The organism is Neomegalonema sp. (assembly GCF_028688855.1).
In the GTDB taxonomy this organism is placed as follows: domain Bacteria; phylum Pseudomonadota; class Alphaproteobacteria; order Rhodobacterales; family Rhodobacteraceae; genus Neomegalonema.
Window position 1 is genome coordinate 295,861 of sequence record NZ_JAQTXI010000001.1, and the last position, 19,624, is coordinate 315,484.

Here is a 19,624-nt window from a genome sequence, read left to right on the forward strand (position 1 = left end):
TCAGCCCGCCAGACGTTCGGCGAAGGCTTCGGTCTCCAGCGCCTTGTCGATGGGTCCGTAGAGCGCGAGGGCCGGGGCCTGTCCGAGCAGACCGGCGCCGAACTCCCGGAGCCTCGGGGCGTCGGCGGCGTCGATCCGCGCGAGGGTCTCTTCGGTGGGGACCACGCGTCCATAGGTCAGCAGCTGCCGCGCGAGCCTTTCGGCGCGGCTCATGGGCGATTCGCGGCTCATGAGGATGGAGGCGCGGATCTGGGCGCGGGCGCGGGCGGCCTCCTCTTCGGAGAGATCCGCGGCGCCCTTGCGCATCTCCTCGGCGAGGGCGCCCATGGCCTCGGCGATGCGGGCCTCGCCGACTCCGGCGTAGACGGTGAATTCGCCGCTGTCGCTCTGGCTCTGGGCGAAGGCCGAGACGGTGTAGCAGAGTCCGCGCTTCTCGCGGATCTCCTGGAAGAGCCGCGAGGACATGCCGCCGCCCATGGCCGTGGCGTAGACCTGCGCGAGGGTCAGCCTTTCGGGATCATGCACGCCGGGAGCGGGCAGCGAGAAGGCGACATGGGCCTGCTCCAGAGCCTTCTTCTTGCGCCGGACGCCTCCGGTGAAGCGGGCGGGTTCGAATCCGGCGCGGGCCTCGGGGGCCATGTCGCCGAAGAGCCCCTCCACGAGCCTGAGGATCTGGTCGTGATCCACGGCGCCCGCGGCGGCCACCACGATGGAGCCGGGCTTGTAATGCCGGCCCATGTAGCCCTGGATCTGTTCGCGCTTCAGAGCCTTGACGGTCTTGCGGGTGCCGAGGATGGAGCGCCCGAGGGGCTGGCCCTCGTAGCTGACCTCCTGGAGCCATTCGAAGAGCACGTCGTCGGGGGTGTCGAAGCACTCGCCGATCTCCTGGAGAATCACCTCGCGCTCGCGCTCCAGCTCCTGGGGGTCGAAGACCGAGTCGCGGAGGATGTCGGCGAGGATGTCCAGCCCGAGCGGCGCGTCTCCGGCGAGCACGCGCACGACGTAGGCGGTGGATTCGCGGGCGGTGTAGGCGTTGATCCATCCGCCGACGTTCTCGATCTCCTCGGCGATGCGGCGGGCGCTGCGCCGCCGGGTGCCCTTGAAGGCCATGTGTTCGAGGAAATGGGCGGCGCCGTTTTCGGCGGGGGCCTCCGAGCGCGCGCCGACGTCCACGAAGACGCCGACGGCGGCGCTTTCGAGATGGGCCATGCGTTCGGTGGCGACGCGCAGGCCGTTGGGCAGCTGGTCGACGCGGATCATGCGCGGGCCTTTCCGCGGATATGGGCCTGGACGGCGGCCAGATCGTTGGGCAGGCGCGTCACGCGTTCGGGGCGTGCGTGGAGGTCGGCCAGATGCGGCGGCAGGGCGGGACGCTCGCCCGTGGCGGCCTCGACGGCTTCGGGGAACTTGGCCGGATGGGCGGTGGCCAGGGCGACCATGGGCCGCCGCGAATCGCCTCTGACGCGAGTCGCGGCGGAGATCCCGACCGCGCTGTGGGGATCGACGAGGAAGCCCGCCTCCCTGCGGATCCGCGCGATGACGGCCCGAGTCTCGGCTTCGTCGGCGGAGGCGGAGTCGAATTCGGCCCTCAGCCGCTCCAGAGCCCGGGGCGGCAGGACGAATTCGCCCTTCGCGGAGAGATCCTGCATCAGGCCGGAGGTCGCGGCGCCGTCGCGGTCGAGCAGCTCGAAGACCAGACGCTCGAAGTTCGAGGAGATCTGGATGTCCATGCTGGGGCTGCTGGTGGGCAGGGTGGCGGCGGCGCGGCGATAGGTTCCGGTCTTCAGCGTGCGGTCGAGGATGTCGTTGGCGTTGGCGGCGACGACCAGCCGCCCCACGGGAAGCCCCATGCGCCGGACGGCCCATCCTGCGAAGATGTCGCCGAAATTGCCGGTGGGCACGCTGAAGTCGATCTCGCGGCCCGGCCGCGCCCCGAGCGCCGCCAGAGCCCGGACGTAATAGACGCTCTGCGCCAGGACGCGCATCCAGTTGATGGAGTTCACCGCCCCGAGGTTCAGCGAATCCCGGAACTCGAAATCGTTGAACATGGCCTTGAGCAGGGCCTGGCAATCGTCGAAGTCGCCCTCGACGGCGAGGGCGTGGACGTTGGCTTCGGTGGGGGTGGTCATCTGGCGGCGCTGCACCTCCGAGACCCGCCCATGCGGATAGAGGATGAAGACGTCGACGTTCCCGCGGCCCCGGAAGGCCTCGATGGCGGCGGCGCCGGTGTCGCCCGAGGTCGCCCCGACGATGGCCATGCGGGCGTTTCGCCGCTGCAGGGCCGCGTCGAAGAGCTGGCCGATGAGCTGCATGGCCACGTCCTTGAAGGCGAGCGTCGGCCCCCGGAACAGCTCCATGAGCCAGTCGTTGGGCCCGATCTGGACCAGAGGCGCCACGAGCTTCGAGTCGAAGCGGCCATAGGCGGCTTCGAGCAGCGGCAGCAGCTCGGCGTCGGGGAAGGCCTCGCCCATGAAGGGGCGCAGCACGCGCGCCGCCGTCTCGACGTAGCCCAGGTCCGCGAAGGACTCGAGATCGGCTTGCGAGAAGCCCGGCCAGCTTTCGGGGACGTAAAGCCCTCCGTCGCGCGCCAGCCCCGTCAGCATGGCCTCTTCGAAAGGCAGGACCGGAGCCGCGCCCCGCGTGCTGACGTATCGCATTCGTGAAGTCTCCGTGTTCGATCCTCGCACCCGGAAGGGATGCGATGCGCCTTACTATCTCCGCCTGCGCGGCGATTGAAGGGGAATGAGGCGGCGGAGCCCTCCGCCCCGCCGCCGCTCCGGATTCAGAGGGGCCGCAGCTTCAGCGCCCGGTCTCCTGGATGCGGATCTGCCGGGCGCGGAGCAGGATGGCGTCCTCGAGCCTGCGGGCGGTGTCGGCGGCGACGGGCGCGTCGCGCCATCCGCCCACGCCGTCGCTCACCTGCCGGTTGATCACCACCTCAAGGGCGTTGGCGCTGAGCTCGGCGCTCTTCACATAGGCGGTGGCCTTGACGCGCTCGTTGGGGTTGGGCCCGATTCGCCCCCAGTCAGTGGTGACCGCCCCGCCGAGCGGATCGGCCGAAGCCAGCGGCAGGATCGAGAGCGTGTCGAGCGCCGCCCGCCAGAGATAGGCGTTGACGCCAAGCGTCTCGACGGCCCCGCGCCGCCCCGAGGCGCCGCCGAAGAGCTTCAGTCCGCCCTCGCCGAAGATTCCCGGCTTGGGATTGTGGATCGGATCCGGCGGCCCGATCTCGACGCCCCTGGGGGCCGAGCATCCGCCCAGAACCAGGGCTGCAAGAGCCGCCGTCGCGGCTGCGCGCGCGGATTTCGTCATGCGATGTCCTCTGCAAGGGGCCTCCGCCGACCGGAGCCGCCGGAGCCGCCGCCGTCCTGCGACGAGACGCAGGCGCGGATTCCTTGCGAGAATCTAAACAAGGGCGCCCGGGATGCCAAGCGCCGCAAGACGCCTCCGGAGGGGTAAAATCCGGGGCGTTCGAAGTAAAAACTGTGTCCGGCTTGTAACAACGCGCCTTCGTCGTCAGGGGTGATCCTATTCCGGCTTGACCAAAGAGGGCCCCATCAGGCTACAAAGCGCGAGGTGGAAGAGCGTTAATCGGCTTTCGCCGCGCATGCAAACGAACTCACACTACAGTGCGAGGGACCAAATGAAGAAGATTCTTTTCGGCACTTCCGCCTTGATCGCGACCACCTTCGCGTCGGTCGGCGGCGCCTCCGCGGCCGGCCTCGAGCTGGACTTCTCCGGCAGCTACACCTTCGGCGCCGGCTATCTCCACTCCAAGGCCTTCACCGACCGGACCTCCCGCGGCGCCTTCCTCGCCGACGGCGAGCTGGTCGCCACCGCGAAGGGCACCCTCGACAACGGCCTGACCTTCGGCGCCCGCCTGGTCTTCCCGATCGAGACCTCGACCGGGCCGAGCACCACCGATCACGTCCGCCGCGCGACCCTGGTCGACGCGACCGGCAACCCGATCCTGGATGCGAACGGCAACCAGCAGTTCATCAACTACACGGATCGCGACACCGTCACCGGCCGCGCCGACTGGTACGAAGAGTCCGTGGGCTGGGTCGAAGGCGGCTTCGGTCGTCTCGAGGTCGGCCATGAGGACGGCGCTCACGACCGCAGCACCCCCGGCGTGAAGGGCACCTGGTTCAACGCGGCCAACGGCGGCGGCTTCCTCTTCGACCATTTCGACGGCACCGCCGGCGGCTGGAGCTTCGATGGTCGCGAGACCGGCGACGCGCTGAAGGTCACCTACTGGACCCCGTCGTTCTCCGGCCTGAAGGCGGGCGTGTCCTACGTCCCGAACGCGCGCGGCGGCCGCGGCGCCAACACCGAGCTGTCGAGCACGAACGACGCCTGGGAGTTCGGCGTCCGTTATAACGGCAATTTCAACGACGTCACCGTCGACGTCGGCGGCGGCTACACCATCGACCCGGCCGGCAACCGCACCGACGACGCCTGGGCCGTCGGCGGCAACCTCGGCTTCCGTCAGTTCACCGTGGGCGCGGCCTACGAGGATGACGGCAACGGCTGGGACGGCTTCGGCGTCGGCGGCGCCTACAACACGGGCCCCTGGACCTTCGGCGTCGGCTACGGCCGCGGCGACTCCATCACCCGCGTCAAGGGCGAAGTCGCGCAGGGCGCCTCGCTGGGCGTCGACTACGAGCTCGGCCAGGGCGTCGTGATCTCGGCCGGCGTCGAGTGGATCGACCCGCCGCACGCTTCGGACCGCTTCGGCGCGGGCCTCGTGACGCAGCTCTCCTTCTGAGGATCGCCTGCGCGCGCCAGTATCCGACTTTTGAGCGGGCTTCGGCCCGCTCTTTTTTCGTGCGGAATGTTCTTTTTATGTTCTATAGCGCGGACGTGATGGACCGCCCTCGGCCGCTCTTCTGGAGCGCGAGTTTTCCCTTTCGCGGCGTCCCCCACCCATGGTATAGATCGCACGCTACCGACTTGCGGATGACTTGAGCTTCGGAAACGAGCTGAACAAACGGCCGCTGGACGGCTGAGCTTTCGTTTGGACGCCGAATTTCAGGAGCATTGCGATGACCGCTGGCACCGTCAAGTGGTTCAATCCCGAGAAGGGATATGGGTTCATTCAGCCCGAGACCGGGGGACAGGACGTGTTCGTCCACATCTCCGCGGTCGAGCGGGCGGGCCTCACCACCCTCACCGAGGGTCAGAAGATCAACTTCGAGCTGATTCAGGACCGTCGCGGCCGTTCTTCGGCGGGCGAACTTCGGGTTACGGCGGCGCGCTGAACACGTCCGCCTCATGCTCTTGAAATCGGCGAAAGCGGTCCGCGAGGGCCGCTTTCGTCGTTTCGGGGGGGGCGGAAAGGAGGCGAAATCCCCTGTGAAGACAGGGGCTTGCGGCCTGAAGCGCAATCGGGGCGGGTTGGAGCTGCTGCCCGGATGAACTGCGCCGCCCCGGAGGAGCGGGAGCTCTGGAACGCCCCCGGCCCGGTGGGAAAAACGCTCCTGACCCGGGATCGGGCGCCGCCGCCGGGCGAGCGGCGGGCCGCCCGGAGAGGGGTGGAGCTCGGCTTCCCGAGGCCGCGCCTTGCGGCTTCATGGGCGCAGGGGATCGAGGCGCGCGGCGGCTTCGAAAGCCCGGATCCCCGTCGCCCCAGGGGCGATCCGCGAGGCGTGGCGGCTGGCGGCGTTGCGGAGGAGATCGCCCTCTTCATCTCCGACCTGGTTCCTGAAACATGGCGATCTTCGCCAGGAGCGCGCTCCGGATCCTGAAGATCAGGGGTCAAGTCGGGACCGGATGCGAGGCCGTCGAGAGCCGGTCTGCGCCTGTGGAACAGCGCGCCTGGGGGCGTCTCCCGCGTCATGGATCGTCGTGGATCGCCCGGATGCGGCGGCGCCGCTCTGGCGGCGGGCGCGACGAAAATCCGCCCCGGACGTGGTCCGAGGCGGATCAGAAGGCTTGAGGATGGGGCCGATTCGCCCTGAGCGTCCGGGGTTGCGGCCTCACGCGAGGCGGCTTCCGGCGTAGATGGTCGTCAGGTTGGAGACGCGGGCCAGGTTGCGGCCGTAGACGTCGCCGGCGACGATCTGCTGCTCGGGCTGGGCGCCGTAGCTCTGCTGCACGACGAAGTCGATGTCGCCGCGGCTCAGGCCGATGTCGGCCAGCTGGCGGTCGGTCATGGAGCCCAGTTCGGAGGCGAGGGCGCGGCTCTGGGCCTGGCGGGAGAAGTAGGAGACGATGCTCTTGAACATGGTGAGATCTTTCTAGAAGGCCGGTTGCGAGGCGGCGGTTCTTGCTTTCGGATCCTCCGGCTCTCCGGAGGTCCTCGCCGCTCTCTTGTGCAATGCAATATAGGACGAAACCCCCGCAGCTCCAATCCCGCTCCGGCGCATATCACCCTTGCCAGCGGCGCAAGGCTCTCTCAAAACGATTTGAAAGGGGTTGAACGGGCGAAAACCAGTTTCTTGCGCGCTCAGGGAAAAGCCTGCGTCCCGAGCCTTTCGCTCTTGCGGAAAAGGCGCCTGACTCTCCCGGAGCGAGTTTGTCCGGATCGACAGACGCCTTTCAGGCTCCCCCGGCGGCGGCTCTCGGCGCGACGCGCAACGGGGGTCCTCCGGTCGGCTTGAGGCTCAGCCGCGTGAGGGGCCGCACCTCGACGCCCTCCAGAGGCGCGAAGCTCAGGCGGCGCAGGATCTCCGCCAGAATGAGGACCGCCTCGGTCAGGGCGAAGCTCGCCCCGACGCAGATCCTCGGGCCCGCGCCGAAGGGCAGGAAGGCGCCTTTGGGAATCCGGGCGGCGCGTTCGGGCGAGAAGCGGTCGGGGTCGAAGGCGTCGGGGTTCTCCCAGAGCCGCCGATGGCGATGGATCGCATAGAGCGGGATGATGAAGACGTCCCCCGCGCGGATCTCCAGATCCCCGAGCCGATCCGGACCCGCCGCCGTGCGCAGGGCCGCCGGAATGGTCGGATAGAGCCTCAGGGCTTCGTTCAGCACCTGCTTCAGCCAGGGCAGACGGGCGACGTCGGCGAGGCGGGCGGGGGCCTCGCCGAGAACCTCGCGGATTTCGGCGGCGGCGCGCTCCTGAGCCTCGGGATGGGTTGCGAGGAGGTGGAGGCTCCAGGCCAGGGCCAGAGCGGTCGTCTCATGCCCGGCCACGATCAGCGTCAGGATGTTGTCGACGATGGCTTCGTCGTCCAGCCGGGCGCCGGTCTCGGGATCTTCGGCGGCGATGAGCCGGTCCAGAAGATCCGGCGTCGCGGAGGCGCCCCTCTGCGCCCTGCGCGCGACGGTCATCTCGCGGAAGGCGTCGCGCAGCCCCGCCACCGCCCTGGCGCCTCGCCGGATGCGGGGCCTCGGCAGCCAGGAGGGCGTCGGCGCGAGATCCAGAACCCCGAGCCTCCCCGCCGTGTCGAGATAGACGTCCACCGCCTTGCGCAGCTCCTGACGGTCGAAGCCCGCGCCGCCGCCGAAGAGCGTCGCCATGATGACGTCATAGGTGGCTCTGGCGGTTCCCTCCGAGGCGCGGACGATTCCTCCGGGCGCCCGGGCCCAGGCTTCGGCCAGTTCGGTCCCGGCGCGGGTCATGGCGGCGGCGTAGCCCTCGAAGACGCGGGGCTGGAACAGGGGCGCGATGGCCCGCCTCTGGCGTCGCCAGACTTCATCCTCCGCGAGGATCAGCCCCTCGCGCAGGCCCGGCCCGAGGATTCGCCGCGTCAGGAGGCTCTTGTGATAATTGGCGGCGTTCTCGACGAGCAGACGGCGCGTCTCCTCCGGGCCGGTGGCGTAGAAGACCCGGGGCCCGAACAACACGGGCTGCTCGACGAGGAACTCCTCATAGGCGGTCTGAGGGACCATCTCCATGTCGTCGGCGCCGCGCAGCATGCGCCAGAAGGCCCGAAGCAGGGTCAGAGGGCGCGGCGGCGGCGAGAATCGCGGCGGAAGGGCGGGTTCGGCCATGGGAGAGCCTCCTGAAGCGGCTCCCGGCATATGGGCGCGCGGCCCGGCCTGCGCAATTTCAGAGCATTGTCCGGCGACGCCGAAAGAGCTTCGCGTCGCGAAAATGCGACCACGGATCTAGGAGGCCTTCCGCCGCAGGAGCCGCGCCATGAGGCCGAAGCCGAGCGATTCCGCGCCTTCGGGGCGTCCGGCCGCCCGCCAGAGCCCCCAGAGCGCCGCCACATAGACGACCGCGCCAAGTCCCGCCGCCGCCAGGCAGAGCAGCGCGGGCGGAGTCCCTTCCGGCGCGCGCCGCAGGAAGCTCCAGACGACCAGAGCCATGGCCGCCGTGGCCCAGGGGATGCGGCGTCCCGGCGCGAGGGTCGCCCCCGGAGGCAGATCCAGCCGTTTCAGCGCCGCGCGCAGATTCAGCCCGAAATAGACCGCGCTCATGGCGACCACGCCCCAGGCGCCGCCTTGCAGACCATCCAGCCTGAGCCCCAGCGCCATGCCGCTCGCGCCAACCACGAGAGAAGCGAGCGAGATGGGCGCGAGTCCTCGGGGCGCTCCGGTGGCCATCAGCACGGGTTGGCAGTTCCCCGCCGCCGCCGTGAGGAATCCCGCCAAGGCGAGAATCCGCAGCACGGGGGCGGCCTCGGTCCATTGCGGGCCGAAGGCGAAGGCCACCAGCGGATCGGCGATCAGCGCGACTCCCGCCGCCATGGGCGCCGCCGCCAGAGCCACCGCCGCGAAGGTGACGCCGAAATCGCGGCGCAGGGCCGAAAGGTCGTTCTGAAGCTTCGCGTAGCCCGGCAGAAGCGCCCGCCGCGCCGGAGCCGCGATCTCGGTCGCGGCCAGATGGGCCAGTTCATGAGCCAGCAGATAGAGGCTCACCGCGCCCGGCCCGAGCATCCGGCCGATCAGCAGGGCGTCGAACTTCTGGCGCAGGAACTCCAGAATATTGAAGGCGAACATCCATTTGGCGTAGTCGATCACCGCGCCCAGAGCCCTGAAGGTGAAGCGCGGCCGCCAGGGCGCCAGCCGATAGGAGAGGATCAGCCCCAGAGCCCCGCCGATGAGGATTCCCCCCGTCAGGGCGCGGGAATCGGGCCAGAAGGCCAGAGCCAACCCCATCGAGGAGAAGGTCTGCGTCAGCCTCGGGAGCGCGACGTACAGCGCGTCGCGGCGGAAATCGAGGCCCTTGACGAGATTCACCGCCGCCGGACTGCGCAGGCCCTCCATCAGCGCCCCGAGCGCCAGAGCCCCCGCGATGGCCTCCAGAGCGGGCGCCGCGAAGAACTCCGCCGCCCGGCCCGCCCCCAGCCAGAGCGCCGAAGCGATGAGGAGTCCCCGCAGCAGCGTGAGGGTCCATACGGTGTCGTAATGATCGCGCCCGGCCTGCTGGTCGTGGATCAGCACGGCGTTGAGTCCGAGGTCCGAAAAGGCCTGGAGCGCCAGCATGACCGCCATGGCGAGCGTCACCACGCCGAAATCGGCGGGCGTGAGCAGCCGCGCCATGAGCATCATGCTCATCAGCCCCGCCAGACGCGGCAGAAGCCGCGCGCCGATGGTCCAGAGCGCGCCCCCCGCCATGCGTCGTCCGATGTCGCTCGCGCCCTCGCGCGGAGTCTCCGGAGCCGCGGCGGAGGGGGCGGAGAGGGTCATTCGGCGGCGAGCCGGGCGGGCGAGACGGCGGCTTGCGGCGACGAGGCCGTCGCCCGCGATTCGACGATCCGCCGGAGCCGGTTCTCCAGCGGAGCGAACTGCTCGCCGCGCGAGAGGCCTTCGCGGATGGCGGCGGGCAGGATCGGCGAAGCGCCCTCGGCGCGCTTGCGAAGGAGCAGCCCGCGCAGCCATCCGGCGATCTCCCCCGGATCGGTCGAGACCAGCCCGAGCCCTCTTTCGCGCACGAGCCTTCCGGCGGCGCCTTCGGCCCAGCCGGTGGCGAGGGTGGGGCGTCGGGCGGCGATCAGCTCGAAGAGCTTGCCGGGGATGGTGCCGCCCTCGCGGGGATCGTTCCAGCCGAGGAGCAGATTCACGTCGGCGGCGTATTGACGCGCCACGATCTCGGCGTGGGAGATGGAGGGATGCGCCTCGACGCGGATCCCGAGCCCCCGCGCAGCGGCTTCTTCGGCGGCGGCCTGCAGGCGCGGATCGCCGTAGAGATCGAGCCGGATCGCGGATTGCTCTTCGGGCGTCAGCCGCGCGAGGGCCTCCAGCACGGGGGCCATGTCGCGGCGTCCCGGATAGATCGCCCCGGCGTAGAGCAGATAAAGCCCGCCGGGCTGAAGATCGGGCCTTCCGCTGTCGAGCGGCTGGTCTTCGGGGTCGAAGCCGTTCATGGAGAGGACGACCTTCTCGGGATCATAGAGCCGCCCCAGCTCCTGGGCCCAGAGCGGCGAGACCACGCCGATCAGCGAAGCCTCCTCCATGAGGCGGCGCTCCATGCGGCGGTCGAGCGCCCGACGCCATGCGGGATGGTCGGCGTAGGAATCGCCCGCCCATCGGTCGCGGAATTCGAGTCCCCAGGGCACGTCTCCGGCGAGGCGCGCCAGATCCCGCGCCAGGGAGATCGAGGAATGCGGCGGCGCGCTGACGTAGATCACGTCAGGCCGCCAGCCCCGGAAGATCGACTCGCCCGCCTTCAGCGCCGCCGGACGCCAGCCGCGCTTGCCGTCGGGCAGGCAGAAGGCGAGCTCGTAGCTTCTGCGGGCGAAGGCGCGGGCCCGCTTGCGCAGACTCCGCCGCGCCGGAGGCGGCGCGCCATGGCCGCTGGCGGCCGCGGAGGAAGGCCCGGAGGCGCCGAAGACTCTCGCCAGAGCGCGGTCGGGCAGCAGGCGCCAGTCGGTCCAGTCGGTGCGGAAGACGCGCCAGGGGTCGATTTCGAGGTCGTGCGGCCCGGCCAGAGGCTGGGACTCCGCCGCGCAGAGCACCCGCACGTCCCATCCCGCCGTCAGAAGATGCTTGGCCAGCTTCGACGGACGCCGCGCGCCCAAAGGCGCCTGCGGCGGAAAATGGAAGGAGACGAGCAGGATCTTCACGGGGCGCGGCCTCCGGCTTCGGGAGGCCCGAAGATAGGACGCGCGGGCTTTCGGGAGGGTTTACGCCTGCGGCGCCTAGAGCAATCGCCCCATGGCGGGCTCGCGGGCCAGGATGGCGGCGAATCCCTCGCGATAGGTGGGGTAGGCCCAGGAGATCCCGAGCTCTCTCCGGATCCGCGCGTTCGAGACCCGCTTGTTGTCGGCGTAGAATTCGCGGCCCATCTCGGTGAGCCCGGCCTCCTCCACCGGGACTTCCGGCGGCGGCGCCCGGCCCAGCAGACGCGCGGCGGCGGCCATGGCCTCTTCGGGCGGACAGGGATGGTCGTCGGTGACGTTGTAGACGCGGCCCGGCCTCGGCTTGAGCAGCGAGGCCGACAGCGCCAGAGCGATGTCGTCGGCGTGGATGCGCCCGAAGACCTGTCCGGGCTTCACCGCCGTGAGGCTCCGGCCCGAACGCAGCTTCTCGAAGGGGCCGCGCCCCGGCCCGTAGATGCCCGAAAGCCGGAAGACATGGACCGGAAGCCCCGTGCGGGCGCCCAGATCCAGCCAGGCTTCTTCGGCGGCGACCCGCGCGAGGCCTCGCGCCGAGACGGCCCGCAGCTCCGAATCCTCGTCGACCCACTGGCCGCCCCAGTCGCCGTAGACCGAGGTCGTCGAGAGATAGCCGAGCCAGCCCACCCGCGCGGCCCTCCGCCCGAGGGCCTCGCCCCAGCGGGCCAGCACGGGGTCGACGCCTCCGGCGCCCGGCGCCGCCGAGACCAGAACCGCCGCGCCCTCGCCGAGCATTCCGTCGAGATCGGCGGTCTCCCAGAGCTGCGCCTCGACGCCTTCGGCCTCGGCCTGAGCCTGTTTGCCGGGCGTGCGGGCGGTGGCGAGGAATCGCCATCCCGCCGGCTCCAGACGCCGCCTCAGGGCCGCCGCGCTATAGCCGTAGCCGAAGAAGACCATGCGTTTCACGGGCTCACTCCTCATCTTCACAGGCCCGCGCCGTCCCAGACCAGCTTGAGCCCCGCCCCCAGAAGACAAACCTGCGTCAGGCCGAAGAACCAGCGGTCGGACAGGCGTCGGTGCGCCCAGGCGCCCGCCCAGACGCTCAGCGGCGCGAGCGGCGCCAGAACCAGCGCCATGGTCAGCACATCCGTGCGGAAAAGTCCAAGCGCGGCGTAGGGCGGCAGCTTGATCAGATTCGCGAAGGCGAAGAAAGCCGCCATGGTGGCCTGAAACCGCGTCTTGTCGAGATTCTGCGAGAGCAGATGGATCGTGGCGGGCGGGCCTCCCGCATGGGCCGAGAAGCTGGCGAATCCGGCCAGCGCGCCCCAGAATCCCGCGCGCTTCGCCGAAAACGCGGCGGGGCGCGGCTTGAGCCGCCCCTTGACCAGATTCCAGACCACGAAGCCCAGAGCCAGAGCCCCGAGCATCAGCCGCAGCGAATCGGCGTCGAGCCGGTGGAAGGCGGCCCATCCCGCGCCCACCCCCGCCAGAGAGCCCAGCGCCATGGATTTCACCTGACGCGCGTCCCAGAGCCTCCAGAAGCTGCGCACCGCGAAGAGATCCATCAGACAGAGCAGCGGCAGCATCACGGCGGCGGCGGTGGCCGGATCGCTGGTCAGCGCGAGCATGGGCGTGGCGAGGAATCCGGCGCCGGGGGCGAATCCGCCCTTGCTCACGCCGACGACGACGGCCGCTCCTGCGGCCGCGACCCAGAACAGGGTTTCCGGACTCATGACGGACCTGTTTTCATGGGCGGGGCTCCCCTCCGCAGGACGACGCCGCCCGGAGCGGCGGCTCCGGACGGCGTGGCTGGATTTCAGGACCCTCGCGCGCGCCGGGGGTCAGGCCCGGGCTGCGGTCGGGCGGGATCAGCGGCGGTTCTGCCGGGCGTAGAACACATGCTCGCCGATGGTGGCGGTGCGCTTGAAGGCCTGGCTCCAGCTCGGCGAGACCGAACGGGCGTGATAATGCGTGGCCTTGTCCTTGCCGCCGCCGGCGCTGATTCCGCGCCGCTCGCCGCCGAGGACGAGCTTGGCGATCTCCTGGGCGCGGCGATAGGCGCGCTGGTCGGCGATGACCTCGGGCTTGCCGTCGCAGACGAAGGAGAACTGGCAGGCGAACATGCGATGCTGGCCCTGATAGACCACCTCGCAGACCGAATTCGGGAAGGCGGCCCCCTCGACGCGGTTGAGGATGACCTCGGCCACGGCGATCTGACCATTGTAGGATTCGCCGCGGGCTTCGAAATAGACCGCGTCGGAGAGGCATTTCGTTTCGGCGGCGGCGTTGGCGTCCCTGGTGCGGTCGCGGGCGCGGCCGGTGGGATTGGCGTTGGCGCGGGCCTGGCGCGCCGCCGCGCCGACGGCCTCGCGGCCTTCCTTGAGGAGCGCGTGGGCGCCGGTGTCGAGCGCCGCGAGCCCCGAGAGATCCGCGAGCGAGGCGACGCGCACCTCGGGCTGGGGCGCGGCCTCGGGCGTGGCGATGGAGGGCAGGGCGCCGCCGAGACCGAAGCCGTGGACCACGCCGAGGGCGAAGCTTTCGTCCTGCAGGCGTCCGACGGTGGAATGGGCGTCGGCGGGCGTGGCGGAGACGCCGACGGCGGTCAGCACGGAATCCGCGCTCTCGCCGACGGTGAAGCGCATGGGGGCGCCTTCAGCCAGAAGCAGAGCCATGGGCGGCTCGACTTCGGAGATCTTGTCCAGAGTGGCCGAAGCGTCCACGCTCGCGAAGAGCGACAGGGAGGCGGCGGCGAGGGCGGCTGACCGAAGAGCGAAGCGACGCGAGCCGCCAGGTCGAACCGCCGAAGAGACCTGCGATGTCTCCATGGATCCTTACGCAATGTTTTCGGTCGGCTTGTCAGGCTCTGACCGCGGTTTCGCGGAAGCCGGCCCCCGCAGAGCGGAGCCGCGGCCTTGAGCGCCATTCAAGCGCGATCCGGTGACGGAAAGCTTTACGCGCGCCTCCAGAGAGCAGCTGCGTCAGCGTGAGGGCCATCCGTGACTGGGTTACTGAAAAGTTGCAGAATGAGTTGCAGAACTGGGCGGACTGTAGCTGAATTCAAAACAATCGTCCAGATGGAGGGGGTCCGCTCCGCTCTCACGCGAATCCGTCAGGAATTTCAGTCTCCAGGCGGGCGAAGATCCGCTCGAGACGGGCTTTCGCGGCGGCCTCTGCGACGAAAGGCGCAGGTCCGGAGCTCCAGAGGCCCGCGGGCATGGTGCGGCGCAGCAATCCAAGCCCCGCCCGGCCGTAGGAATCCCGCAGGGAGTCCCGCATCCAGGAGGCGGCCTGATCGGCGCGTTTCTCCTGAAGGGAGTCGGATTTCTCCAGAAAGGCGAATCGTCCTTCCGTCTGCGCGACGAATTCGGCGAGCCCCTCGCCGGTCTGGGCCGAGAGCAGCAGGGTGGGGGTCTTCCAGCCGTCGGGGCGCGGCGGCGCCAGCGACATGGCCGCCCGCAGATCCGCGGCCGCGCGACGCGCGGGGGCGCCGAGGTCCGCCTTGGCCACGGCGAGGACGTCGGGAGTCTCCATGAGACCCGCCTTCATGAATTGCAGGGCGTCGCCGGAGGCGGGCTGCAGGCAGACCGCCGTCACGTCGGCCAGGGCGGCGACGTCGATCTCCGATTGCCCGACGCCGACCGTCTCCAGGATCACGCGGTCGTGAACCGCCCGCATGAGGATCGCCGAGGGCCAGGCCAGAGCCGCCAGCCCCCCGAGCCTGCCCCGCGAGGCCAGCGAGCGCACGAAGACGCCGGAATCCTCCGGCGAGACGCTGAGCCGGGCGCGATCTCCGAGGAGGGCACCGCCGCTCTGCATGGAGCTGGGGTCCACCGCGATCACCCCGACGCTCAGGCCGCGCCCGCGCCAATGGCGGATGAGCGCGTCGGTGAGGGTGGATTTGCCGACGCCCGGCGGTCCGGTCAGCCCGAGGACGAAGCCTTGCGGATCGGCCCAGGCCTCGTCGAGCAAAGCGAGGGTTTCGGGCGCGCGGGGCGCCCGCTCGATCAGCGTCAGCGCCTTGGCGAGGGCGGGCTTGCCGCCCGCGCGCAAAGCCGCGAGGCTCACGAACCCTTCTCCATCCCGGCGAGCCGCCCCAGAGCGCCGCGCAGGCGCTCCAGATCGGCGCGGAGCTGGCCGAGGCGCTCCTCCTGCTCCTCGATGACCTCGGGGGGGGCCTTGGCGCGGAAGGCCTCGTTGGAGAGGCGCCCGGCGAGGCCGGATTCCTCTTTGGCGGCCTTCTCGACGGCCTTCTCGAGCCGCGCGCGCTCGGCGGCGACGTCGATGACTCCGGCCACCGGCAGATGCGCCACGCCGTCGCGCAGGGTCACGGCGAGGGCTCCGGCGGGGGGCTTGCTCGCCACGGCCAGTTCGCTCAGCCGCGCCAGACGCCGGATCAGGGCGCCGTTGCGCTGCATCCGGAGGGCGGCCTCCTGGGTGAAGTCGGTGAGGACCAACTCAAGCTGCGCCGAGGGCGGCACGTTGACTTCGTTGCGGGCCGAACGCACGCCCTCGATGAAGGCGACGATCCAGCCCATTTCATCATCGGCTTCGGCGTCGGCGAAATCGGCGGCCGCGTAGGTCGGCCAGCGGGTCAGGGCGAGGGCGTCCTCGCCGCCGGTCAGCCGCCAGAGCTCTTCGGTCACGAAGGGCGCCGCCGGATGCAGCAGCTTGAGGATCTCGGCCAGAGCCCAGGCGGTGACGGCGCGGGTTTCGGCCTGGACGGCTTCGTCCTCGCTGGTCAGCAGGGGCTTGGCGAACTCCAGATGCCAGTCGCAGAAGACGTTCCAGATATGGGCGTAGAGCGTGTTGGCGTAGTCGTTGAAGCGATAGGCGCTCAAGGCGGCGTCGAGGGCTTCGCGGGCGCGGGCCGTCTCGCCGACGATCCAGCGGTTGGACGCCTGCTTCACGCTTTTCGGATCGAAGCCCGGCACGCGGAAGCATTGATTCATCTCGCAGAAGCGCGCGGCGTTCCAGAGCTTCGTCACGAAGTTCCGCGAGCCCTCGATGCGGCCTTCCGCGAGCCGGATGTCGCGGCCCATGGCGGCCATGCTCGCCAGAGTGAAGCGGGTGGCGTCGGCGCCGTATCTGTCGATCATCACCAGGGGATCGATGACGTTGCCGATGGATTTCGACATCTTGCGTCCCTTTTCGTCCCGCACGAGGGCGTGCAGATAGACGTCGGGGAAGGGAGTCTCCTCCATGAAGTGGCGGCCCATCATCATCATGCGGGCGACCCAGAAGAAGAGGATGTCGAAGCCCGTGATCAGGACGTTGTTGGGATAATATTTCGTCAGCTCGGGAGTCTGGTCGGGCCAGCCGAGCGTCGAGAAGGGCCAGAGCGCCGAGGAGAACCAGGTGTCGAGAACGTCGGGATCCTGGGTCAGGCGCACGCCGGGGCCCTTGGCGGCGCGGGCCGCCTCATAGGCCTGGGTTTCGGTCTCTTCGCAATAGAGGTCGCCGTCCTCGTCGGTCCAGACGGGGATCTGATGGCCCCACCACAGCTGGCGCGAGACGCACCAGGGCTGGATGTTCTCCATCCAGTGGAAGAAGGTCTTGTCCCAATTGGCGGGAAAGAACTTGGTCGCGCCGTTCTGCACATCCTGAATCGGCTGGGCGGCGAGCTTCTTCGCGTCCACGAACCATTGATTCGTCAGATAGGGCTCGATGACGACCTTGGAGCGGTCGCCATGGGGAACCTTGTGGGGATGGTCGTCGATTCCGTCGAGGAGGCCCTGCTCCTCGAACCAGGCGACCACGCGCTTGCGGGCCGCTTCGCGGTCGAGTCCGCGCAGATCCTCCGGGATGCGTTCGAAGACCCAGCCCTCCGCCGGGGCGGAGCCGTCTCTCGCCTGATCCTCGAAGCTCGCGTCGGCCTTCAGCCTGGCCGAGGGCGTGAGGATGTTCCAGAGCTGCCGGGCGGCGGCTTCGGGATCGGCCGCGGCGAAGCGCTTCCAGACGTCGAAATCGTTGAAGTCATGGGCGGGGGTGATCTTGACCGCGCCGGTTCCGGTGGCGGGGTCGGCGTAGTCGTCGGCGATGACCGGGATGCGCCGGTTCGTCAGAACCAGCGGCAGCTCCACGAATTTCCCGACCAGATCCGCATAGCGCGCGTCTTTGGGATTCACGGCCACGGCCATGTCGCCGAGCATGGTCTCGGGGCGGGTGGTGGCGACCACCAGATAATTCCGCTCCTCCCAGGCCGTGGGCTGGCCCTCCTCGTCGAATTCGACGGGGTGGCGATAGGAGAGCCCGTCCGCCAGGGGATAGCGGAAGCGCCAGAGCTTGCCCTTGACGTCCACCTGCTCGACTTCGATGTCGGAGATGGCGGTCTCGAAATGGGGGTCCCAGTTGACGAGGCTTTTCGCGCGATAGATCAGCCCTTCCTTGAAGAGCTGCGTGAAGACCCGCGCCACGGCCCGGCTGAGTCCTTCGTCCATGGTGAAGCGCTCGCGGGTCCAGTCGCAGCTCGCGCCGAGGCGCTTGAGCTGGTTCACGATGGTCCCGCCCGATTCGGCCTTCCAGTCCCAGACGCGCTTCAGGAACTCCTCGCGGCCGAGATCCCGGCGCGAGGGCTGCTGTTCGGCGGCGAGCTTGCGCTCGACCACCATCTGGGTGGCGATTCCGGCGTGGTCGGTGCCCGGCTGCCAGAGCACGTCCTGGCCCTGCATGCGCTTCCAGCGGACGAGGATGTCCTGAAGGGTGTTGTTGAGCGCATGGCCCATGTGCAGGCTGCCCGTGACGTTGGGCGGCGGGATCACGATGCAGAAGGGTTCGGCTCCGGGTTCGGCTCCGGCTCCGGCGCGGAAGCATCCGGCCTGCTCCCAGAGCGCCGCGACGCGCCTTTCGGCCTCGGCCGGATCATAATGCTTCTCCATCGTCATCGCGGCTCTCCGAGGCTTTCCGTGTTCTTCCGGGATCGGAGGCTAGAGCTAGACGATTCCGCAGGCGCGAGACAAGAGCCGCGAAGGCGCGGCGGCCCGGGCGCTGCCGGGCGCTGCGGGGGCTCAGCCGGTCAGGCGGGCCTCCCGGGCTTCGGCCTGAGGCAGGCGGATGGTGATGGTGGTGCCGCGATGGGGCGCCGAATCGATGTCCATGGTCCCGCTCATGCTTTCGATGAGGCGCACGGCTCCGGCCAGACGCAGCGTGGCGCCGAAGCCGATGTCCACATAGGCGGTGCGCTCGGCGAGGAAGGGCTCGCGCACGCGGCGGAGCATCTCCTCGGACATGCCGATTCCCTCGTCGTCGATGACGATGGCGATGGCCGCGTCGCGGATCTCCGCCGAGATGCGCACCGTCCCGCCCGGCGAGGTGAAGGTCACCGCCTGGGCGATCAGTCCGCGCAGGGTCTGGGTGAGCGGGCGCGAATCGGCCCGGACCATGAAGGGCGCCGCCGAGAACTCCAGCCGCACGCCGCGCTTCTGGGCCGAGCCCTCGGAGAGGGCGGCGCAATCGGCGAAGATCGCGGCGACGGAGGCCTCTTCGTTGGAGGGCGCGCCGGGTCCGCCGTCCTCCTCGGCGAGGGAGAGCAGATCCTCGACCAGCCGCAGCAGCTGCCTGCCGCCTTCGAGGATGGCGTCCAGATGGGTCTTGATCTGGCCGTTGGAGGCCTCGGCCTGCTGGGCGGCGTGGGTCTCCTGCTGATGGCGCAGCAGCTCGGCGAATCCGAGGATGGCGTTGAGCGGCGTGCGGAATTCATGGCTCATGTTGGCGAGGAAGCGGCTCTTGCTCGCCTGGGCGGCCTGAGCGCGCTGCACGGCTTCGGTCAGGCGGCGCTCCTGCTCGATGGTCTCGCGGGCGTCGCGCGCCAGAAGCAGGCATTCGAAGAGGTCGCCCGGACGCGGCGGACCCAGAGGCCAGAGCGCCAGATTCAGCGGCGCCTCCTCGCGGCGGGTCTCGTGGCCCCGCAGACGCAGCTTGCGCCCCGTCTCCTCGTAGAGCGCGCCTTCGAGCGCCAGGCGCAGTTCGGGCGCGTCCTCGGCGGCGATCAGGGCTTCCAGAGGCCGCCCGACCGCCTCGCAGGGATTGAATCCGAAGACGCTGCGCATCGCTCCGTGAGCGGCGCGGATGCGGCCTTCCGAATCGACCTTCAGCACGGCGTCTCCGCCATGCTCCTCGATGAGCGCCATGGCGGCGCGGGCTTCGGCTTCTCCGGCTTCGGCGCGTCGGGTCTGGGCCTGGCCGAGGGCGAGCGCGAGGAAGGCCAGGGCCCCGAAGACCGCCGCGCCGAGCGCAGGCCCCATGGCTCCGGCGCCCGAGGCCGCCGCCGCGATGGGCGCCGCCGCCAGAGGCGCCATGCAGAGCGCCAGAAGCGGAGCGGGCGCGCGGGGCGCGTCGGGTTCGAGCAGGGGCGCGAGGGCCCAGAGCGCGAGGATCACGCCTTCCTGTCCGGGGAAGGCCGCGGCGAGGGCCGCCGCCGCCAGAGCCTGGGCTCCGGCGACGATTCGCCAGATCTTCTCGCGGGCCTCCGCGTTGAGTCCGAGCGTGAGCCCCGCGATCCCCGGTCCGAGCGCGAGCAGCGCGAAGGGCCAGGGAGCCCCTGCGGCCAGCGTCGAGCCCGCCAGCCCGAATCCCGCGGCCAGACGGAAGATTCCCCGCCGCAGCATGGGCCTGCGGCGGGGAGCCGGCCGCCCGCGCGCGCCCGTCGCGACGGAAGCGGGAGGGACGGCTGGAGGGACGGCTGG

Annotated in this window: 15 protein-coding genes; 2 read left to right on the top strand and 13 right to left on the bottom strand. The window is 70.0% G+C overall.

All coding sequences use genetic code 11. The annotated features are described in order from the left end of the window. The 3 genes from PHN62_RS01465 to PHN62_RS01475 form a co-directional block, all read right to left on the bottom strand. Nucleotides 1–1,260, bottom strand: a complete 1,260-nt coding sequence (locus PHN62_RS01465; RefSeq protein WP_300145253.1) for a pitrilysin family protein — start codon at nt 1,258–1,260, stop codon at nt 1–3. After that, nucleotides 1,257–2,657, bottom strand: a complete 1,401-nt coding sequence (gene thrC, locus PHN62_RS01470; RefSeq protein WP_300145255.1) for a threonine synthase — start codon at nt 2,655–2,657, stop codon at nt 1,257–1,259. Before thrC ends, PHN62_RS01465 begins: the two co-directional genes overlap by 4 nt. 142 nt (nt 2,658–2,799) lie before the next feature. Then, nucleotides 2,800–3,312 (bottom strand): DUF3576 domain-containing protein, encoded by a 513-nt coding sequence (locus PHN62_RS01475; RefSeq protein WP_300145257.1) that lies wholly within the window; start codon nt 3,310–3,312, stop codon nt 2,800–2,802. Between the two features lie 331 nt (nt 3,313–3,643). Between PHN62_RS01475 and PHN62_RS01480 the strand changes: the two genes are divergently transcribed. Continuing rightward, nucleotides 3,644–4,768 carry a porin gene (locus tag PHN62_RS01480; protein WP_300145259.1) on the top strand — a complete coding sequence of 375 codons (1,125 nt, stop codon included), beginning with the start codon at nt 3,644–3,646 and terminating at the stop codon, nt 4,766–4,768. A gap of 277 nt (nt 4,769–5,045) precedes the next feature. Further along, on the top strand, nt 5,046–5,261 hold the full coding sequence (locus PHN62_RS01485; protein ID WP_018631313.1) for a cold-shock protein: 216 nt from the start codon (nt 5,046–5,048) through the stop codon (nt 5,259–5,261). Nucleotides 5,262–5,978: 717 nt separating this feature from the next. On the opposite strand, the gene PHN62_RS01490 is transcribed toward PHN62_RS01485, so the two are convergent. The 10 genes from PHN62_RS01490 to PHN62_RS01535 form a co-directional block, all read right to left on the bottom strand. Beyond that, nucleotides 5,979–6,227: a DUF1127 domain-containing protein gene (locus tag PHN62_RS01490; protein ID WP_300145262.1), complete on the bottom strand. Its 249-nt coding sequence runs from the start codon at nt 6,225–6,227 to the stop codon at nt 5,979–5,981. A gap of 313 nt (nt 6,228–6,540) precedes the next feature. Then, the gene (locus PHN62_RS01495; RefSeq protein ID WP_300145265.1) at nt 6,541–7,932 is read right to left on the bottom strand and encodes a cytochrome P450; all 1,392 of its coding nucleotides are present in this window, start codon (nt 7,930–7,932) and stop codon (nt 6,541–6,543) included. A 117-nt stretch (nt 7,933–8,049) separates the two neighbouring features. Further along, complete coding sequence (locus tag PHN62_RS01500) at nt 8,050–9,576, bottom strand: oligosaccharide flippase family protein (protein ID WP_300145267.1); 1,527 nt, start codon at nt 9,574–9,576, stop codon at nt 8,050–8,052. Then, nucleotides 9,573–10,952 carry a glycosyltransferase gene (locus tag PHN62_RS01505; protein WP_300145269.1) on the bottom strand — a complete coding sequence of 460 codons (1,380 nt, stop codon included), beginning with the start codon at nt 10,950–10,952 and terminating at the stop codon, nt 9,573–9,575. Before PHN62_RS01505 ends, PHN62_RS01500 begins: the two co-directional genes overlap by 4 nt. Nucleotides 10,953–11,027: 75 nt before the next feature. Next, nucleotides 11,028–11,909 (bottom strand): SDR family oxidoreductase, encoded by an 882-nt coding sequence (locus PHN62_RS01510; RefSeq protein WP_300145272.1) that lies wholly within the window; start codon nt 11,907–11,909, stop codon nt 11,028–11,030. A gap of 17 nt (nt 11,910–11,926) precedes the next feature. Further along, a complete protein-coding gene (locus PHN62_RS01515) occupies nt 11,927–12,676 on the bottom strand; it encodes a sulfite exporter TauE/SafE family protein (protein ID WP_300145275.1) in 750 nt (249 codons plus the stop codon). 135 nt (nt 12,677–12,811) lie between these two features. Continuing rightward, complete coding sequence (locus PHN62_RS01520; protein WP_300145278.1) at nt 12,812–13,768, bottom strand: cell wall hydrolase; 957 nt, start codon at nt 13,766–13,768, stop codon at nt 12,812–12,814. A 271-nt stretch (nt 13,769–14,039) separates the two neighbouring features. Next, nucleotides 14,040–15,008 (bottom strand): methylmalonyl Co-A mutase-associated GTPase MeaB, encoded by a 969-nt coding sequence (locus PHN62_RS01525; protein ID WP_300145281.1) that lies wholly within the window; start codon nt 15,006–15,008, stop codon nt 14,040–14,042. Then, nucleotides 15,005–17,824 (bottom strand): valine--tRNA ligase, encoded by a 2,820-nt coding sequence (locus PHN62_RS01530; RefSeq protein ID WP_300145283.1) that lies wholly within the window; start codon nt 17,822–17,824, stop codon nt 15,005–15,007. Before PHN62_RS01530 ends, PHN62_RS01525 begins: the two co-directional genes overlap by 4 nt. Before the next feature lie 123 nt (nt 17,825–17,947). Continuing rightward, on the bottom strand, nt 17,948–19,546 hold the full coding sequence (locus PHN62_RS01535) for a PAS domain-containing sensor histidine kinase (RefSeq protein WP_300145287.1): 1,599 nt from the start codon (nt 19,544–19,546) through the stop codon (nt 17,948–17,950). Nucleotides 19,547–19,624 lie beyond the last annotated feature (78 nt).

Bases quoted from the DNA above. Each gene is read 5' to 3' on its own strand.
- PHN62_RS01480 (WP_300145259.1), top strand. From the start codon at position 3,644: ATGAAGAAGATTCTTTTCGGCACTTCCGCCTTGATCGCGACCACCTTC.
- PHN62_RS01475 (WP_300145257.1), bottom strand. From the start codon at position 3,312: ATGACGAAATCCGCGCGCGCAGCCGCGACGGCGGCTCTTGCAGCCCTG.
- PHN62_RS01520 (WP_300145278.1), bottom strand. From the start codon at position 13,768: ATGGAGACATCGCAGGTCTCTTCGGCGGTTCGACCTGGCGGCTCGCGT.
- PHN62_RS01530 (WP_300145283.1), bottom strand. From the start codon at position 17,824: ATGACGATGGAGAAGCATTATGATCCGGCCGAGGCCGAAAGGCGCGTC.
- PHN62_RS01515 (WP_300145275.1), bottom strand. From the start codon at position 12,676: ATGAGTCCGGAAACCCTGTTCTGGGTCGCGGCCGCAGGAGCGGCCGTC.
- PHN62_RS01465 (WP_300145253.1), bottom strand. From the start codon at position 1,260: ATGATCCGCGTCGACCAGCTGCCCAACGGCCTGCGCGTCGCCACCGAA.
- PHN62_RS01500 (WP_300145267.1), bottom strand. From the start codon at position 9,576: ATGACCCTCTCCGCCCCCTCCGCCGCGGCTCCGGAGACTCCGCGCGAG.
- PHN62_RS01495 (WP_300145265.1), bottom strand. From the start codon at position 7,932: ATGGCCGAACCCGCCCTTCCGCCGCGATTCTCGCCGCCGCCGCGCCCT.
- PHN62_RS01485 (WP_018631313.1), top strand. From the start codon at position 5,046: ATGACCGCTGGCACCGTCAAGTGGTTCAATCCCGAGAAGGGATATGGG.
- PHN62_RS01535 (WP_300145287.1), bottom strand. From the start codon at position 19,546: ATGCTGCGGCGGGGAATCTTCCGTCTGGCCGCGGGATTCGGGCTGGCG.
- thrC (WP_300145255.1), bottom strand. From the start codon at position 2,657: ATGCGATACGTCAGCACGCGGGGCGCGGCTCCGGTCCTGCCTTTCGAA.
- PHN62_RS01490 (WP_300145262.1), bottom strand. From the start codon at position 6,227: ATGTTCAAGAGCATCGTCTCCTACTTCTCCCGCCAGGCCCAGAGCCGC.